This window comes from Bradyrhizobium sp. BR14999, from assembly GCF_056106085.1.
Window position 1 is genome coordinate 439662 of sequence record NZ_CM148536.1, and the last position, 16314, is coordinate 455975.

Annotated in this window: 14 protein-coding genes; 8 read left to right on the top strand and 6 right to left on the bottom strand. The window is 65.7% G+C overall.

From position 1 onward, the window contains the following. The first annotated feature begins 170 nt into the window (after positions 1-170). Both ACR9YP_RS02015 and ACR9YP_RS02020 read left to right on the top strand, forming a co-directional pair. The gene (locus ACR9YP_RS02015) at positions 171-1088 is read left to right on the top strand and encodes a sulfite exporter TauE/SafE family protein (protein ID WP_370987800.1); all 918 of its coding nucleotides are present in this window, start codon (positions 171-173) and stop codon (positions 1086-1088) included. Further along, positions 1088-1855 carry a TIGR02186 family protein gene (locus ACR9YP_RS02020; RefSeq protein ID WP_474218894.1) on the top strand — a complete coding sequence of 256 codons (768 nt, stop codon included), beginning with the start codon at positions 1088-1090 and terminating at the stop codon, positions 1853-1855. Before ACR9YP_RS02015 ends, ACR9YP_RS02020 begins: the two co-directional genes overlap by 1 nt. 109 nt (positions 1856-1964) lie before the next feature. Here the strand turns inward: ACR9YP_RS02020 and ACR9YP_RS02025 are convergent, their stop codons facing one another. Both ACR9YP_RS02025 and ACR9YP_RS02030 read right to left on the bottom strand, forming a co-directional pair. After that, a complete protein-coding gene (locus ACR9YP_RS02025; RefSeq protein ID WP_474218895.1) occupies positions 1965-2738 on the bottom strand; it encodes an MBL fold metallo-hydrolase in 774 nt (257 codons plus the stop codon). A 12-nt stretch (positions 2739-2750) separates the two neighbouring features. Next, positions 2751-3662 (bottom strand): DMT family transporter, encoded by a 912-nt coding sequence (locus ACR9YP_RS02030; protein WP_474218896.1) that lies wholly within the window; start codon positions 3660-3662, stop codon positions 2751-2753. A 99-nt stretch (positions 3663-3761) separates the two neighbouring features. Between ACR9YP_RS02030 and ACR9YP_RS02035 the strand changes: the two genes are divergently transcribed. Continuing rightward, positions 3762-4625, top strand: a complete 864-nt coding sequence (locus ACR9YP_RS02035; protein WP_474218897.1) for a LysR substrate-binding domain-containing protein — start codon at positions 3762-3764, stop codon at positions 4623-4625. 140 nt (positions 4626-4765) lie between these two features. Here ACR9YP_RS02035 and pdeM read toward each other — a convergent pair whose 3' ends face one another. From pdeM to ACR9YP_RS02055, 4 genes are all read right to left on the bottom strand, one after another. Further along, positions 4766-5464, bottom strand: a complete 699-nt coding sequence (gene pdeM / locus ACR9YP_RS02040) for a ligase-associated DNA damage response endonuclease PdeM (protein ID WP_474218898.1) — start codon at positions 5462-5464, stop codon at positions 4766-4768. 116 nt (positions 5465-5580) lie between these two features. Then, positions 5581-8166 (bottom strand): ligase-associated DNA damage response DEXH box helicase, encoded by a 2586-nt coding sequence (locus ACR9YP_RS02045; protein WP_474218899.1) that lies wholly within the window; start codon positions 8164-8166, stop codon positions 5581-5583. A 212-nt stretch (positions 8167-8378) separates the two neighbouring features. Beyond that, the gene (locus ACR9YP_RS02050) at positions 8379-9608 is read right to left on the bottom strand and encodes an ABC transporter substrate-binding protein (protein ID WP_370987793.1); all 1230 of its coding nucleotides are present in this window, start codon (positions 9606-9608) and stop codon (positions 8379-8381) included. 116 nt (positions 9609-9724) lie between these two features. Further along, on the bottom strand, positions 9725-10651 hold the full coding sequence (locus tag ACR9YP_RS02055; protein ID WP_474218901.1) for a class I SAM-dependent DNA methyltransferase: 927 nt from the start codon (positions 10649-10651) through the stop codon (positions 9725-9727). A gap of 131 nt (positions 10652-10782) precedes the next feature. Between ACR9YP_RS02055 and ACR9YP_RS02060 the strand changes: the two genes are divergently transcribed. The 5 genes from ACR9YP_RS02060 (at position 10783) to ACR9YP_RS02080 (ending at position 16244) form a co-directional block, all read left to right on the top strand. After that, positions 10783-11820 (top strand): ligase-associated DNA damage response exonuclease, encoded by a 1038-nt coding sequence (locus ACR9YP_RS02060; protein ID WP_474220993.1) that lies wholly within the window; start codon positions 10783-10785, stop codon positions 11818-11820. Beyond that, positions 11817-13478, top strand: coding sequence for an ATP-dependent DNA ligase (locus ACR9YP_RS02065; RefSeq protein WP_474218902.1), 1662 nt, complete (start codon positions 11817-11819; stop codon positions 13476-13478). The genes ACR9YP_RS02060 and ACR9YP_RS02065 overlap by 4 nt, the downstream gene beginning before the upstream one ends. A 301-nt stretch (positions 13479-13779) precedes the next feature. Beyond that, positions 13780-14085: a DUF6460 domain-containing protein gene (locus ACR9YP_RS02070; RefSeq protein ID WP_091885415.1), complete on the top strand. Its 306-nt coding sequence runs from the start codon at positions 13780-13782 to the stop codon at positions 14083-14085. A gap of 97 nt (positions 14086-14182) precedes the next feature. Further along, complete coding sequence (locus ACR9YP_RS02075) at positions 14183-14917, top strand: MBL fold metallo-hydrolase (protein WP_474218904.1); 735 nt, start codon at positions 14183-14185, stop codon at positions 14915-14917. Between the two features lies 1 nt (position 14918). Then, positions 14919-16244 carry an MATE family efflux transporter gene (locus ACR9YP_RS02080; protein ID WP_474218905.1) on the top strand — a complete coding sequence of 442 codons (1326 nt, stop codon included), beginning with the start codon at positions 14919-14921 and terminating at the stop codon, positions 16242-16244. Positions 16245-16314: the final 70 nt, after the last annotated feature.

Consider the following 16314-nt stretch of genomic DNA (forward strand, 5'->3'; position numbering starts at 1 on the left):
TGCGGCGACGATCACGGCTATCATCACGCTCTCACCGCACCCATTCACCCCGCCCAAAATTCCCGGTCCCGCCCGCCGGCGAATTCCGCTATTGAGGGGCGCGGCAATCGTTCCGACCTTCCCGCGAGCATTCCTCGTTAGTCGATCCGTCCCGCCCGGCACGTGGTTCAATGCAGCTCTACCTTCCGATCGCCGATCTTCCGGTCAACGTCTTCCTGGTGCTCGCCATGGGCGCCGCGGTCGGCTTCGTCTCCGGCATGTTCGGAATCGGCGGCGGCTTCCTGATGACCCCGCTGCTGATCTTCATCGGCATCACGCCGGCGGTCGCGGTTGCCTCCGTCACGAGCCACATCGCGGCCTCGTCCTTTTCCGGCGCACTGTCCTATTGGCGGCGGCGCGCGATCGATCCGGCGCTGGCGAGCGTCCTGCTCTGCGGCGGCGTGACCGGCACGGCGCTGGGCGTGTGGACCTTCACCCAGCTCCGCGCGCTCGGCCAGCTCGACCTGATGATCGCGCTCTCCTACGTCGTGCTGCTCTCCACCGTCGGCAGCCTGATGTTCTCCGAAGGCCTGCGCGCGTTGATGCGGACCCGGCGCGGCGCGGTGCCGCCGCGCCGCACCCACAACTGGATCCACGGCCTGCCGCTGAAGATGCGGTTCAAGCGCTCCAAGATCTACCTGTCGGTGATCCCGGTGGTGGTCGTCGGCATCGTGATCGGCTTCATCGGCGCCATCATGGGCATCGGCGGCGGCTTCATCCTGGTGCCGATCATGATCTATCTGTTGCGGGTGCCGACCTCGACCGTGATCGGGACCTCCATGGTCCTCACCCTGGTCACGATGCTGTTTGCGACCATGCTGCACGCGGTGACCAATCACCTCGTCGATGCCGTGCTGGCGCTGATCCTGATGGTCGGCGGCGTCACCGGCGCGCAGTTCGGCGCCCGCGCCGGCCAGAAGATCCGCGGCGAGCAGCTGCGGCTGCTGTTGGGCCTGTTGATCCTCTCGGTCGGGGTCCGCTTCGCGATCGAGCTGGTGATCCGGCCCGAGGACCTCTTCACCATCCGTGAGCTGGGAGTAAGCACCTGATGCGCGCGCTTCTCGCCCTCCTTCTCGTCCTGCTGCTCGGCTCGGCCGCGCGCGCCGAACGGCTGATCGTGTCGGTCTCCAACCACCGCGTCACCGTGACGCCGAACTACTCCGGCGAGGAGCTGGTGCTGTTCGGCTCGGTCGAAAAGGATGCGACGACGCCGGCCGACCGCACGGCTTACGATCTCGTGGTCACCGTGATGGGCCCGCGCGCCGACATGGTGACGCGGCGGAAAGAACGCACCTTCGGCATCTGGATCAACACCGACTACCGGCAGTTCCTGCAGGTGCCGAGCTATCTGGCGCTGTTCGCCAACCGTCCCTTCGACGCCATCACCTCGCCCGAGATCGCGCGGCGGCAGCAGATCGGGCTCAACAACGTGCGGCTGACCCAGCGCGTCAGCGGCGACTATGCCGACGTGGTGCCGAACGATGCGTTCCGCTCCGCCTTCATCCGCCTTCGCACCCAGCACGGCCTTTATCGCGAGGATGCGAGCGCGGTGACGTTCCTGACGCCGACGCTGTTCCGCACCGGCATTCCACTGCCGGCGGAGGTGCCGATCGGCACCTATGAGGTGGAGATCAAGCTGTTTGCGAACGGCGCGTTCATCGGCAAGACCGAGACCGCCTTCGAGATCGTCAAGGTCGGCTTCGAGCAGTTCGTCGCCACCACCGCGCGGCAGAACGGGCTGATCTACGGCCTCGCCACCGCGGCGATGGCGCTGATGACGGGATGGATGGCGTCGATCGTGTTCCGGAAGGATTGAGGGGCATACTCCGTCATTGCGAGCGAAGCGAAGCAATCCAGACTGCCGCCGCGGAGGGATTCTGGATTGCTTCGTCGCAAGGGCTCCTCGCAATGACGACGTAACGAAATCACGGCGCCTCGATCACCGTCGGCACGCCTGGCTCCAGCAGGCGTAGCCGCGTCCCGAAGCCGAGCATGTCGAAGGTCTTGCGCAGATCCTCGCTGTTCTGGCGGAAATGCGCCCAGCCTTCGGTGTGCACCGGCACGATCATCGCATCGGGAAAGGCACGCGCGGTCTCGATGGTATCGTTGGTGTCCATGGTGAGATGAAACGGCCCGCGCGTTTGCGCCGCGCCCGCGAAGGGCAGCACCACCCCGCATTTGAAGCGGCGCGCGACTTCGGCGACGCCGTCGAACCAGGTGGTGTCGCCGCTGATATAGACCGGACGCGTGTCCTTCCGGCTCGACGACACCACGAAACCGATGACATCACCCGACAGCGGCTCGATGCCGGCCGGGCCGTGGCGCGCGGGCGTTGCGGTGATCGTCAGCGCATTCCCGTCGCCGTCCCTCAGATGCGCGGCGCTCCAGGGCGCAAGGCCCTCGACATGGCCGCCGAGGCGCTTGGCGCCGGCTTCGGTCGTCAGCACGCGCTTGACCTTACCGAGAAACTCCCGGCCGGAATTGTCCAGATTGTCCGAATGCTGATCGTGGCTGAGCAGCACGGCATCGATCGGGCCGATCGCGTCGGGCCTCAGCGCCGGCCCGACGGTCTTTTCCAGCTTCACGTGCGGCAGCTGATAGCTGCCGGGCGCATCGAAGGTCGGGTCGGTGAGCAGGCGAAAGCCGTCGATCTCGATCAGCGCCGTGGGGCCGCCGATCAGGGTGATGGAAACGGGCATGATGAACTCCTGTTACGACACGGGCTTTGCCGGCCGCGTCACCAGATAAATGCCGAGCGCGACTGGAATGATCCCGAGCAAATCGCGGGCCTCGACGTGTTCGCCGAGCACGATGAAGGCGAACAGCATGCCGAGCGGCGGCATCAGGAAATGATAGCTGCTTGCCGCCGTCGCTCCGCACACTTTCAGGAGATGAAACCAGAGCAGGTAGGCGAGGATCGAACCGCCGAGCACGAGGAAGGCAAAGGCGCCGATCAGGCTCGGGGTGAGCACGATCGCGTGAACATCGGCGAAAGTGAGCGCGATCGGCGCCAGCACGATACCGGCGGCGATATTCTGGATGCCGTTGCCGATCCACAACGAGCCCTTCGGCGCAAGCAGCTTGAACAGGATCGTGCCGGCAACGATCGAGGCCAGCGAAGCCAGCGTGAACAGAATGCCGTGCAGGCTGTCGGTGCCCACCGACAGACGGTGCCAGACGATGAAGGTGACACCGATGACGCCGAGCAGCAGGCCCGCCGCCTTGCGCCAGGTCATGCCTTCGCCAAGCAGCAGCGCGGCGAGCGCAGCCGTGAACACCGGATTGGCCGAGACGATCAGCCCGCCGAGGCCGGCGGAGACCGATTGCAGGCCGGTATAGCCGAGCCCGAGATAGAGTGCGTTGTTGGCGATGCCGAGCACGGCGAAGATCGCGGCGTCGCGCCAGGACAGCGACCAGCCATCGCCGCGGATCCAGGTCGCGCACAGGATCAGAACGCCGGCAAGCGAAAAGCGCGCGGCGAGCAGGATCAATGGCGGGCAATAGGTGACGCCGATCTTGCCGGCGACGAAGGCGTAGCTCCAGAGCAGGCAGAACAGGCCGATAGTGAGCGGCAGCGGATTGAAACGGCTGCGGGGGACGGCAATCGACGGGGCGAGCGACATGAGGGCATTCTCCTGGAGCCCTCGATCTAGGAACGCGGCTTGTCATTTGGAAATTAAATGATTAACTTCTCTCCAGTGGATTTGTGAATGGAGGCGGCCATGCTCGATCTCGAGCTGCTGCGCAGCTTCGTCTCGGTGGTCGAGGCCGGCGGCTTCACCCGCGCCGGCGAGCGCGTCCATCGCACGCAATCGACCGTGAGCCAGCAGATCAAGCGGCTGGAGGAGGATGTCGGCCAGGTGCTGCTGCACCGCGACGGCAAGGACGTGCGCCCGACCGAAGCCGGCGAGCGGCTGCTGTTCTATGCGCGGCGGCTGCTCTCGCTCGCCGAGGAGGCGCGCGATGTGCTGCGCCAGCCCGACGGCGAAGGCGCGATCCGGCTCGGCATTCCCGAGGATTTTGCCGCATACCGATTGGCGAAACTGCTGGGTGCGTTCTCGCGCTCGCATCCGCGCCTGCGGCTCGACGTGCGCGCCGACCAGAGCAAGCATCTGGCCCGTGATCTCGAACGCGGTGAGCTCGATCTTGCGCTCTACAAGCGCGAGGCCGGCGCGAAGGACGCCATCGCGGTATGGCCCGAACGGGTGCACTGGGTCACCAGCAAGAGCCATCCGGTCGACGTCGACGTGTCGTCGGTGCCGCTGATCGGGTTTCCGCTCGGCTGCATCTATCGCGCCGGCGCCATCCACGCGCTGGAAAGCGCGGGCCGCGCCTGGCACACCGCTTACACGTCATCCAGTCTCGCCGGCATCCAGGCCGCGGTCGCCGCCGGCATGGGACTGAGCATCCTGTCGGAGATGGCCATCCAGTCCGACCACCGCGTGCTGACCGCCAAGGACGGCTTTGCGCCGATCAACCGCACCGAGGTGGCATTGATGGCCGCACCGGGCGCCACACCCGCGACGCTGCGGCTGGCCGATCGGCTCGCCGAGTTTTGCGATGATGTGCAGGCGAAGGCGGCGTGAACTTGCGGGATGCGTGGGGTGGGTTAGCCGAAGGCGTAACCCACCACTGTCTGTCTCAACGGATGCAAAAGAGGTGGGTTACGCCGAGCAGATGCGCTACGCGCATCTGCAGGGCTAACCCACCCTACAAAGCACGCTCTTCAATAACAGCGCGACGCGGCAATCGCGTGGACGCGGCGGTCGCCGAGCAGATGGGCGACAAAGCCGTTGGTCGGAAAGATTTTCGCGAACGCTTCATCGCGGATGCTGAGGCCGCCGGCATAGGCGCCGAAGGCCGGCATCACGGCGCGCATCCCATCACTGGCGAAGCAGCGGCGCTCCATCGAGCGGCCGCGCGCGGAGACGCGGGCCTTGGGATGCAGATGGCCGGCGATCTCGCCGCTTGCGCCGGTCGGCTCGTGGCGGAAGGTGATCGGGCCGATCGCGACTTCGTCGGCGACGGTGCCGCCGAGATCGCGCGGCAGCATCGGATCGTGATTGCCGGAGATCCAGATCCAGTCGCGACCGGCCTGGAGTGCGGCGACGGCATCGCGATCCTCTGCGGAGAGGCGCTCATGCGCGGTGCGGTCGTGAAAACTGTCGCCGAGCGCGATGATGATACTCGGATTGTGGCGGGAGATGACAGCAGCGAGACGGCTGAGCGTCGCCAGCGTATCGTAAGGCGGCAGCAGCACGCCGCGGGTGGCGAAGCTGGAGCCTTTTTCCAGATGCAGATCTGAAACAACGAGCAGGCGCTGCTCCTCCCAGAACAGCGCGCCGGAGAGGTCGGCGTGAAACGACACGCCGGTGACATCGACGCTGCGCGTCGTCGTCACCGAAAATGCCACGTGCTCCGTCATGGCCGGGCCTGTCCCGGCCATCCACGTTCTTGCCGCAGAGACAAAGACGTGGATGCCCGGGTCAAGCGCGGGCATGACGATGTGGATGGATCAGCGCGCCTCACTGGCAAAATTTTCTATCCCATCGCCTCTTTGACCAGCTCATTGGCGGCTTCCGCCAACAGCTCGTCTGCAGCTTCGCCATAAACTGACTCGCGGCCGATTTCCAGCATCACGGGGACGGCGAGCGGGGAGACGTGGTCGAGTTCCCGATGGGTGATGCGGCCCTGGATGCGCATCAGCATGTCACTGAGGCGGCGCAGGTCGAGCAGGCCGGTGGCGGCATCGGCGCGCGCGGCGCGCAAGAGCACGTGATCGGCCTGGTGCTTGCGCAGGACGTCGTAGACGAGATCGGTCGAGAACAGCACCTGGCGGCGGCTTTTCTCTTCGCCGGTATGCCGCCGCGCGATCAGGCCGGAGATGATCGCGCAATTGCGGAAGGTGCGCTTCATGAGAGCGGACTCGGCGAGCCAGGCTTCGAGATCGTCGCCGAGCATATCAGGATCAAACAGCGCGTCGAGATCGATCCGGCCGTCGCGGATCATGAAGGAGAGATCGCCAAGCCCCCAGATCGCCACGGCATATTCGTTGGCGACGAAGCCGAGCGGCCGGGCGCGGGCACGCTCGAGGCGACGCGTCAGCAGCATGCCGAGGGTCTGGTGCGCGAGACGGCCTTCGAAGGGATAGCAGACGAGATAATGCTTGTTGGCGCGCGGAAAGCTCTCGACCAGGAGCTCGCGCACCGCCGGCACGCGAGAGACGTCCTTTTGCAGCGACAGCCAGTCGCGCACCTGCTCCGGCAAGCCACCCCATGCGCTGAAATCATCGAGCAGCCGGCGCACGCGCTCGGCGAGATAGGTCGAGAGCGGGAATTTGCCGCCCATGTAAGACGGCACCTTCGGGTCCCTGTCATGCGCGCGCGAGACATAGACCTGATCCTCGACCAGGGTCTCGTAGCGCACCACCTCGCCGCTGAACACGAAGGTGTCGCCGGGGCTCAAGCCCTCGATGAAGGCCTCCTCGATCTCGCCGAGCAGCCGGCCGCCGCGCGCGATCACCCCGGTCGAACCGCCTGCTTTTCCTTGGCCGCCGCGGGAGCGCACCAGGCGCACCTTCAGCATGTCGTCCTCGACGATGGTGCCGACATTCATGCGGTAGCTCTGCCGCACTTTCGGGTTCGCGACGCGCCAGCGGCCCTCCTTGTCCTGCTTGATGCGGGCGAAGCGCTCATAGGTCTTCAGCGCGTAGCCGCCGGAGGCGACGAAATCGACGACGTCGTCAAAGTCCTGGCGCGACAGGTTTGCGTAGGGCGCGGCGGTGCGGACCTCCTCGTAGAGCTCGTCCGAGAGAAAGGGCTCGCCGCAGGCGCAGCCGAGCACGTGCTGAGCCAGCACGTCGAGCGCGCCAGTACGCAGCGGCGGCGTGTCCTGCGCATTCTCGGCGATGGCATCGATGGCGACGCGGCACTCCAGCACCTCGAAGCGATTGGCCGGCACCAGCACGGCGCGCGAGGCTTCATCGAGCCGGTGATTGGCGCGGCCGATGCGCTGCATCAGGCGCGAGGATCCCTTGGGCGCGCCGATATTGACGACGAGATCGACATCGCCCCAGTCGACGCCGAGGTCGAGCGAGGAGGTGCAGACTACGCCGCGCAGTCTGCCCGCCGACATCGCGTCCTCGACCTTGCGGCGTTGGGCGACATCGAGCGAGCCGTGATGCAGGGCGATGGCGAGGCCGTCGTCGTTCATGCTCCAGAGATTCTGGAACAGCATCTCGGCCTGGCTGCGGGTGTTGACGAAGACCAGCGTGGTCTTGTTCGCCTTGATCAGCTCGTAGATTTCAGGGAGCGCATGGCGTGCGCTGTGGCCGGCCCAGGGCAGGCTTTCGCGGGTGTCGAGCATCTCGACCTCAGGCGGCGCGGCGCCGCCCGCGATGACGATGTCCGCGGCAGCTTGCCTGCCTTCGGGCTGCGGCACCAGGAAACGCGCGAGCTGATCCGGCTCGGCCACCGTCGCCGACAGGCCGATCGCGCGCAGCTGCGGCGCGAGGCGCCACAGCCGCGCCAGCCCGAGCGACAGCAGATCGCCGCGCTTGGATGTCACCAGCGCGTGCAGCTCGTCGAGCACGATGCGCGTGAGCGATGAGAACAGGAACGGGGCGTCGTCGGAGGACAGCAGCAGCGCGAGCTGCTCGGGCGTGGTCAGCAGGACGTCCGGCGGATAGCGCCGCTGCCGCTGCCGCCGCGACACCGGCGTGTCGCCGGTGCGGGTCTCGACCTTGATCGGCAGCGCCATCTCGGCGACCGGCCGCTCCAGGTTGCGCGCGATGTCGACGGCGAGCGCTTTCAGCGGCGAGATGTAGAGCGTGTGCAGGCCGCCGGTGCGCTGCAAGCTATGGCCGGTGGAGACGAGGGTTTTCTTCGCGCCAGTCTCCCGCTGAGCTGCTTCAGAAGACAGCTCCACCAGCGTCGGCAAGAATCCCGCCAGCGTCTTGCCGGCACCGGTGGGCGCGATCAAGAGCGCCGAGCGATCCTCGCGCGCCTTCTCCAACAGCGCCAATTGATGCGCGCGCGGCGACCAGCCGCGGGCCGCGAACCACGCATTGAAGCGGTCGGGCAGCAGCGCAGGCGTCTCGGCCGGGGATTTGAGGATGCGGGGCGGCACGGCATAAGAGGTAAGCCGTGGCGGTGGGTTCGTCGAGGGGTGGGCTCTTCGCCTCTCCCCGCTTGCGGGGAGAGGCCGGAATTTGCGCGTCAGCGCGAATTCCGGGTGAGGGGGAGCCTCCGCGAGTCCAACTGCCTCCGTCCCCGCGGAGGCTCCCCCTCACCCTACCCTCTCCCCGCAAGCGGGGAGAGGGGAAGAGGCAGCGGGGCTCCTCACTCCGACATCGGCTTGTCGGAGATGTCCCAGTCCTTGCCGGTGAACGTCGAGATGAACAGCGTCTTCATCGGCGTGTAATCCGCGGGCGTGTAGCTGTAGGTGACGCCGTCGAGGAAATAGGGCGAGTGGAAACCGCTGAGGTTTGATGCCTGCTTCAGCACGTTGGCGCGGGTGAGATCGTCGCCGCAGCGGCGCAGGATCTCGCCCATGGTGACGGCCTGGCCGTAGCCGGCGAAGGCAATGGTGTTATCGGGATCGATCGCCGGCGTGTACTTCTTGCGCAGCTCCTCGAACGCCATCACGTCCGGATCCTTCTCCCATTTGGGCAGGCCGACTTCCTTGTTGTAGCGGATGGCGACGATGCCGGTGGCGTTCTCCAGGCCCGCGGCGCTGAGGATGGAGCGGCCGGTCGAACCGGCAGACAGCAGTTGCAGCGGCTTCCAGCCGAGCTCGGCCACTTTCCGGATCGACTGCGATGACGCCTTGCCGGTGGAGATGTTGTAGAAGACATCCGCGCCCGATTTCGAGAGGTTGATGAGCTGGGAATCGACGGTCGGCTCGGTGAGATCGTAGGTCTGCTCCATGATCACCTGCGCGGTGCCGCCGGCGTCAGTCAGCACCTTCTTGAACGGACCGAGGAAGTCGCGGCCGAAATCGTCGTTCTGGTAGAGGATGCCGATCTTGGCGTTCGGCTTCACGCTGACGACGTGCCGCGCGAGAATGCGCGCCTCGGTCGGATAGAGCGGCAGGCCCGCCATCGTCCATTTGAACTCTTTCGGGTTATTCCACTTCGACGCGCCGGTGTTGAGCAGCAGCTGCGGCACTCCCTTGGAGTTCAGGTATTTGTGCACGGCCGTCTGCGGCGCGGTGCCGAGCGAGCCGTACAGCGCCAGCACCTCCTCCTGCTCGACCAGGCGCCGCGTCGCCTCGACGCATTTCGGCGCGCTGTAGGCGTCGTCCATGGTAAGAAACTTGATCTTGCGCCCATTGATGCCGCCCTTCTCGTTCAGCATCTGGAAATAGGCTTCACCGATGCGGCCGAGCACGCCATAGAGCGAGCCGGGGCCGGAATGCGGCACGGTCTGGCCGATCTTGATCTCGGTGTCGCTGGCGCCCGCATCGTATTTCTTCTCCGCGGCCCAGACATATGGCGCGGGCAAGGTGGATGCGGCGATGGTGGCGAGCGCGGCGGCGCTGAAATCGCGCCGCGATGGATTCTTGGTCATTATTATTTTCTCCCTGGTGCGCGCATTGTGCTGGCATCGCAGCATGGCTCGCAAGTGGGAAGTCGCAGCTTTGCGACGCAATGACGCTCAAATTACAGGTTGGCTAGCGCCTAGACTCAAGTTTTCTCAGCAACCACGACGAGGCCGCGTACCGGCTCGTTGTTTTCGTTGCGCGGCGAGGCCGACTCCAGCGTGAGAAGTTTGAGCCCGGCCTTCGCGATGGCGCCGCGCGCATATTCCGCGGAGTGGGCATAGCGCAGGCCTTCGCCGAGGACGATGCCACTGCCGCCATGCGTCTCCAGCGTGAAGGCGAGCACGCCGCCGGGCGCGAGTACGCGCTTTATCTCGGTGAGCACCGGCGCGAGATCGGAGAGATAGACAAAGGCATCCGCGGCGACGACGAGGTTCGCACTCGCATCACTCTTGCCGCGCAGGCCTTCGATCATGTCGGCGACTTCGAGCTCGGCATAGAGGTTGGTGGCGCGCGCCTGCTTGATCATGCCGGGCGACAGATCGATGCCGGTGAAATGATCGACCTGCTTGGCGAAGGCGGCGGCCGCGAGCCCGGTGCCGCAGCCGAGATCGATGGTGCGCTTGAAGAAGGCGGGCTTCTTGGCGGCGACGCGTGAGGCCAGCACCGCCTTGAAGATCAGGCTCGGGGCGCGATAGCCGAGATCGTTGATCAGCGTGTGCTCGAAGCGTGGTGCATATTGATCGAACAGCGCCTGCACATAGGCCTTCGGCATCTCCGCGATCTCTGCCTCGCCGAGCCGCACCAGATGCAGGCCGGCGCCGTGCTGATCCCCCGGATCTGATCGGCGCGCTTCTCGAAACGCCGCGATGGCCTTGTCGCGTTCGCCGAGCTGCTGCCGGATTTCGCCAAGCGCGAACCAGGCCGAGGTGAAATCAGGCGCAAGCTCGATCGCCTGCTCCAGGAGGTTCGCGGCCGCCGGCAGATCGCCCTTGAGCTGGAGGTCGCGCGCGAACTCGAAGCGACGGTCGGCCATGAGATCGCCGGAGGTCAGAAACAGGCGCAGGGGCATAGGGAACCAACACTTATCGTGCCGGGTCACCGGCAATCGATCAAAAAAAGCACTGTTTAAGTGGATGGATGCGTGGGTCAAGCCCGCGCATGACGGATGAATATCAGGGCACCGGTCCCTATATCACCACCATGCGCCCGCAAGACATCCTGCTGCCAGTTGCTGCCGGCCTGTGCTGCAAGCCCGGCGGCTTCCATATCGACCCTGTGCGCCCGGTCGAGCGGGCCGTGATCACCCACGGCCATTCCGATCATGCCCGCGCAGGCCATGGCGCGGTGCTGGCGACGCAGGAAACGCTGAACATGATGCGGCTGCGCTATGGCGAGAATTTTGCCGGCTCGACGCAAGCGATCCGCTATGGCGAGGAAATCCGGCTCGGCGACGTCATCGTCAAATTTCGCCCGGCTGGACACGTCCTGGGCTCGGCGCAGATCGCCGTGACCTGCAAGGACACCTGCATCGTTGCGTCCGGCGACTACAAGGACGCGCCCGATCCGACCTGCACCCCGTTCGAGCTCGTGCCCTGCGACGTCTTCATCACCGAGGCCACCTTTGGGCTGCCGGTGTTCCGCCATGGCGATGCCGCCGACGAGGTCAAGAAGCTGCTGGCCTCGGTCGCGCTGTTTCCGGAGCGCGCGCATCTTGTCGGCGCCTATTCGCTCGGTAAGGCGCAGCGCGTGATCGCGCTGCTGCGCCAGGCCGGCTACGACGCGCCGATCTACCTCCATGGCGCGATGGAGACGATCACGCATTACTATCAGAGCCGCGGCATCGAGCTCGGCGAGCTCAAGCCGGCGAAAGGCGTGAAGAAGGCGGCGCTCGCCGGCACCATCACGCTGGCACCGCCGTCGGCGACATCCGATCTCTGGACACGTCGCTTTCCCGATCCCGTCACCGCGTTCGCATCCGGGTGGATGCGCGTGCGCGCTCGCGCGCGACAACGCGGTATCGAGCTGCCGCTGGTGATCTCCGACCACGCCGATTGGGACGGCCTCACCGCCACCATCGCCGCGACCGGCGCCGGCGAGATCTGGGTCACCCACGGCCAGGAAGACGCGCTGGTGCATTGGTGTCAGAGCAAAGGCCTGAAAGCGCGGCCGCTCGATCTCGTCGGCTATGGCGATGAGGAGGAGAGCGAGACGCCAATTCAAGACGGGGCCGAAGCATGAACCGCTTCGCCGAGCTTCTGGACCGTCTCGCCTACGAGCCCGGCCGCAACAACAAGCTGCGGCTGATCACCGGCTATTTTCGCGAAGTCGGCGATCCCGATCGTGGCTATGCACTGGCCGCACTCACCGGCGCGCTCAGCTTCAAGCACGCCAAGCCTGCCCTGATCCGCGATCTCATCGCGGCACGCACTGATCCGGTGCTGTTCGGGTTGTCATACGATTATGTCGGCGATCTCTCGGAAACGGTGGCGCTGATGTGGCCGAAGGCGGCGATGACCGCTCACAACAACCCGCCGCCTCCGACCCTGACCGAAGTCGTCACCACGCTGCGCACGCTCGGCAAGATCGAGCTACCGAAGCAGCTCGAGCGCTGGCTGGACGAGCTCGATGAGACCGGCCGCTGGGCGCTGCTGAAGCTCGTCACCGGCGCGCTTCGTATCGGCATCTCCGCGCGGCTCGCCAAGACCGCGGCCGCCGCGCTCGGCGACAAGGACCCGCATGAGATCGAGCTGATCTGGCCGGGCCTCGCACCGCCATATCTCGACCTGTTCGCGTGGTTGGAAGGCCGCGGCGAAAAGCCGGTCAATCGCGATCCCGCGCCGTTCCGCCCGGTGATGCTGGCGCACGCAATCGAGGACATGGATTTCGCTGCACTCGATCCCGCTGACTACATCGCCGAATGGAAATGGGACGGCATCCGGGTGCAAGCCGTCGCAGGACGTGATGATCGCGGCCACATCACGACGCGACTCTATTCGCGCTCCGGTGAGGACATCACAGGCAGCTTTCCCGACCTCGTCCCCTCGCTGCACCTGCCCGGCGCGATCGACGGCGAGCTGCTGATCCTGCGCGAGGGCCGCGTGCAGAGTTTCAACGTCCTGCAGCAGCGGCTGAACCGCAAGGTCGTCTCGCCAAAGCTGATCAAGGAATTTCCGATCCACTTGCGCGCCTACGATTTGCTCGGCGACGACGAGAACGATCTGCGCGAGCTGCCGTTCGCGGAGCGGCGCGAGCGGCTGGAGATCTTCGTCGCAAAGCTTGGCGATCCCCGCATCGATCTGTCGCCCACCGTCCCGTTCGCAAGCTGGGAGGCGCTGACCGCCGCGCGCGCCGATCCTGCCAGTGCCGGCGCCGGCGGGGATGCGGACGCGGTCGAGGGCGTGATGCTGAAGCGGCGCGATGCGCCTTATCTTCCGGGGCGGCCGAAGGGCCAATGGTGGAAGTGGAAGCGCGATCCGCACATCATCGACGCCGTGCTGATGTATGCGCAGCGCGGTCACGGCAAGCGCTCGTCCTATTATTCCGACTACACGTTTGGCGTCTGGACCGAGGGCGATGGCGGCGACGAGCTGGTGCCCGTCGGAAAAGCCTATTTCGGCTTCACCGACGAGGAGCTGTTGCAAATCGACCGCTTCGTCCGCCGCAACACCACGGAGAAGTTCGGCCCCGTCCGCCATGTCGTGCACGAGCCGGACAAGGGACTGGTGCTGGAGGTCGCCTTTGAGGGCCTCCAGCGCTCACCGCGGCACAAATCCGGCGTCGCCATGCGCTTTCCCCGCATCAGCCGCCTGCGCTGGGACAAGCCGCCGCGCGAGGCCGACCGGCTGGAAACGTTGGCGAGGATGTTGAAGGCGGAACCAGCGGAGATTGAGGCGTGAAGAATGACGCTCGATTGCCGCTACGAAGGCGGTGCGCTGCCTCTCCCGCCTGCGGGAGAGGGTTGGGGTGAGGGTTTCTCCGCATTGGGATTCCCCAAGAGGACAGAGCCCTCACCCGCGCGCGGGACGATGCTTCGCATCGCCCGGGGCGCGACCTCTCCCGCGAGCGGGAGAGGTAAGGGAGCCCGCGGCTCGCACTGCCCGAATTAAACTCCCGTAACCCGATTGACGCACCGTCGCGGGTTCCCCATGTGCCCCGCCGTGCCCTATAATGGGGTCGAATCCGCCCAAGGAGTTTGTGATGGCCCACGACGTCAGAGATTTGCCGGCCGGCCGCAGCGATGGCCTGAACCGCTTTCTCGGCGGCACGCCGCTGGCGGTCGCGTTTCGCCTGGTCCTGCTCTCGATCCTGGTCGGCGTCGTGCTGGCCGCGATCGGCTTCGACCCCTGGAATATCATCCACAGCATTCGCCTGTTGTTCCAGCGTCTCTGGGATCTCGGCTTCGATGCCGTGAACTGGCTGTGGCGCTACTTCCTGCTCGGCGCTGTCATCGTGATTCCGATCTGGCTGCTCTCGCGCGTGTTCGGCGCGCCGCGCGGCAGGTAACTTATTTTTTGAGCATGATCTTGTCGGAAAACCGCTTCACACTTTGCGCTGACGCGGCCCTTCGGGTCCGGATCGTGCTCTAGGGAGTCCGCAGCCGATGCAATTACGCTTTGTCGGCTGCGGCGACGCCTTCGGCTCAGGCGGCAGGCTCAATACCTGCTTCCACGTCTCGGGGCGTGAAGCCAACTTCCTGATCGATTGCGGCGCGTCGGCCCTGCCGGCGCTGAAGCGGCTCGAGATCGACCGCAACGACATCGACCTCATCCTCATCACGCATTTCCACGGCGACCATTTCGCCGGGCTGCCATTCTTCCTGCTCGACGCGCAATTCTCACGGCGGACGCGGCCGCTGACGATTGCGGGCCCGCAAGGCATCGAGATGCGGCTTCGTGTCGTGATGGAGGCTCTGTTCGAGCGCTCCTCAAAAACCAAGCAGCGCTTCGAACTCAATGTCGTGGAGCTCGCGCGTCAGCAAAGCCAAAGTTTTGGCGCGGTGACGGTGACACCCTACCCAGTCGTGCACGGCGAATCCGGCGGGCCCTTCCTGGCCTATCGCGTCGAGGCCGAGGGCCGCACGCTCGCCTACAGCGCCGATACCGAATGGACGGACACGCTCATTCCGCTGGCGAATGGCGCGGACCTTTTCATTGCGGAAGCCTACATGTACGAGAAGGTGGTCAAGAACCATCTCAGCCTGAAAACCTTGGAACAGCATCTGCCCGCGATCGGCGCCAAGCGCCTCGTGCTCACCCATATGAGCGACGACATGCTGTCGCGCCTGGATGACGTCGAGCATCTCGCCGCCGAAGACGGCATGGTGCTCGTGTTCTGACATGCACGCGCCCGTTCATCCCAGGATAGGCTCCCGCCAGGTGTTCGCCATCGCCGGTCCCGCGATGGTCGCGAACCTCACCACGCCGCTGATCGGCGTGGTCTCGACCACGGCGATCGGGCGGCTCGACGATGCCGCCCTGCTCGGCGGCGTCGCGATCGCGTCAGTGATCTTCGACTGCCTGTTCTGGCTGTTCGGCTTCCTGCGCATGAGCACGCTCGCCTTCACCGCACAATCGCTGGGCGCGGGTGACACGCGCGAGCCGACCGCGATTCTCGCGCGCGGCTTCATCGTTGCTGGCCTGATCGGCGCCGCGCTGATCCTACTGCAGCTGCCGCTGGCCGCAGTGCTGTTCGATCTCATGGGCGGCAGCGAGGGTGTGACACGGGCCGCGAAGACCTACTTCAAGATCCGGATCTGGTCGTCGCCGTTCGCGCTCGCCAATTACGTCATCCTCGGCTGGCTGATCGGCCAGGCCCGCGCCAATTCAGCGCTGTTGCTTCAGGTGGTCATCAACCTCGTCAACATGGCGGCGACGATCCTGCTGGTGCTGATCTACGACACAGGCATCGCCGGCGCGGCGATCGCCGCACTGTTGTCGGAAGCGGTCGGATTCGCGCTCGGCGTGATCGTCTGCCGCCATTATGCCGACGGCGGCTTCGCCGTGCCGTACGCTACTCTGCTCGACCGCGAGAAGCTGTTGCGGATGCTGGCGGTGAATTCCGACATCCTGATCCGCACCGCGGCACTGATCGCCGCGTTCCTGTTCTTCACCGCCAAGGGGGCACAGGCCGGCGACGTGACGCTCGCCGCCAACTCCGTGCTCAACAATTTCCTGCTGGTCAGCGCCTTCTTCCTCGACGGTCTCGCCAACGCGGCCCAGCAGCTCTGCGGCCGCACCCTTGGCGCACGCGATGCAAAAGGATTTGCCGATTCGACCCGGCTGGTGCTGCTGTGGGGGCTCGGCTTTGCAGTCGTCGTCGCGGTGCTGTTCGCGCTGTTCGGGCCGGCCTTGATCGATTTCATGACCGCGAGTGACAACGTCCGCCGTGCCGCGCGCGAATTCCTGCCGTTCGTCGTGCTCGCACCCATACCCGGCGTCTTCGCCTTCGGCTTCGATGGCATCTATATCGGCGCGACCTGGGCGCGCGAGATGCGCAATTTGATGCTGGCCTCGCTCGCAATCTTCCTCGGCACCTGGTGGGCGCTGCAATCGTTCGGCAATGCCGGACTGTGGAGCGCGCTGATGGCGTCCTACGTCTCGCGCGGCGGCTTGCAGGCCGCGCGCTATCCGGCGCAGTTCAGGGCGACGTTCGCCAAGCGCTAGAAGAATCGTAGCCCGGATGGAGCGCAGCGCAACGCAATCCGGGGTCTTCGTGCAGGTGGGCCGATCCCGG

What these genes read in the sequence shown, in the direction of transcription:
- ACR9YP_RS02015 (WP_370987800.1), top strand. Translation starts at nt 171, where the DNA reads ATGCAGCTCTACCTTCCGATCGCCGATCTTCCGGTCAACGTCTTCCTG.
- ACR9YP_RS02020 (WP_474218894.1), top strand. Translation starts at nt 1,088, where the DNA reads ATGCGCGCGCTTCTCGCCCTCCTTCTCGTCCTGCTGCTCGGCTCGGCC.
- ACR9YP_RS02025 (WP_474218895.1), bottom strand. Translation starts at nt 2,738, where the DNA reads ATGCCCGTTTCCATCACCCTGATCGGCGGCCCCACGGCGCTGATCGAG.
- ACR9YP_RS02030 (WP_474218896.1), bottom strand. Translation starts at nt 3,662, where the DNA reads ATGTCGCTCGCCCCGTCGATTGCCGTCCCCCGCAGCCGTTTCAATCCG.
- ACR9YP_RS02035 (WP_474218897.1), top strand. Translation starts at nt 3,762, where the DNA reads ATGCTCGATCTCGAGCTGCTGCGCAGCTTCGTCTCGGTGGTCGAGGCC.
- pdeM (WP_474218898.1), bottom strand. Translation starts at nt 5,464, where the DNA reads ATGACGGAGCACGTGGCATTTTCGGTGACGACGACGCGCAGCGTCGAT.
- ACR9YP_RS02050 (WP_370987793.1), bottom strand. Translation starts at nt 9,608, where the DNA reads ATGACCAAGAATCCATCGCGGCGCGATTTCAGCGCCGCCGCGCTCGCC.
- ACR9YP_RS02055 (WP_474218901.1), bottom strand. Translation starts at nt 10,651, where the DNA reads ATGCCCCTGCGCCTGTTTCTGACCTCCGGCGATCTCATGGCCGACCGT.
- ACR9YP_RS02060 (WP_474220993.1), top strand. Translation starts at nt 10,783, where the DNA reads ATGCGCCCGCAAGACATCCTGCTGCCAGTTGCTGCCGGCCTGTGCTGC.
- ACR9YP_RS02065 (WP_474218902.1), top strand. Translation starts at nt 11,817, where the DNA reads ATGAACCGCTTCGCCGAGCTTCTGGACCGTCTCGCCTACGAGCCCGGC.
- ACR9YP_RS02070 (WP_091885415.1), top strand. Translation starts at nt 13,780, where the DNA reads ATGGCCCACGACGTCAGAGATTTGCCGGCCGGCCGCAGCGATGGCCTG.
- ACR9YP_RS02075 (WP_474218904.1), top strand. Translation starts at nt 14,183, where the DNA reads ATGCAATTACGCTTTGTCGGCTGCGGCGACGCCTTCGGCTCAGGCGGC.
- ACR9YP_RS02080 (WP_474218905.1), top strand. Translation starts at nt 14,919, where the DNA reads ATGCACGCGCCCGTTCATCCCAGGATAGGCTCCCGCCAGGTGTTCGCC.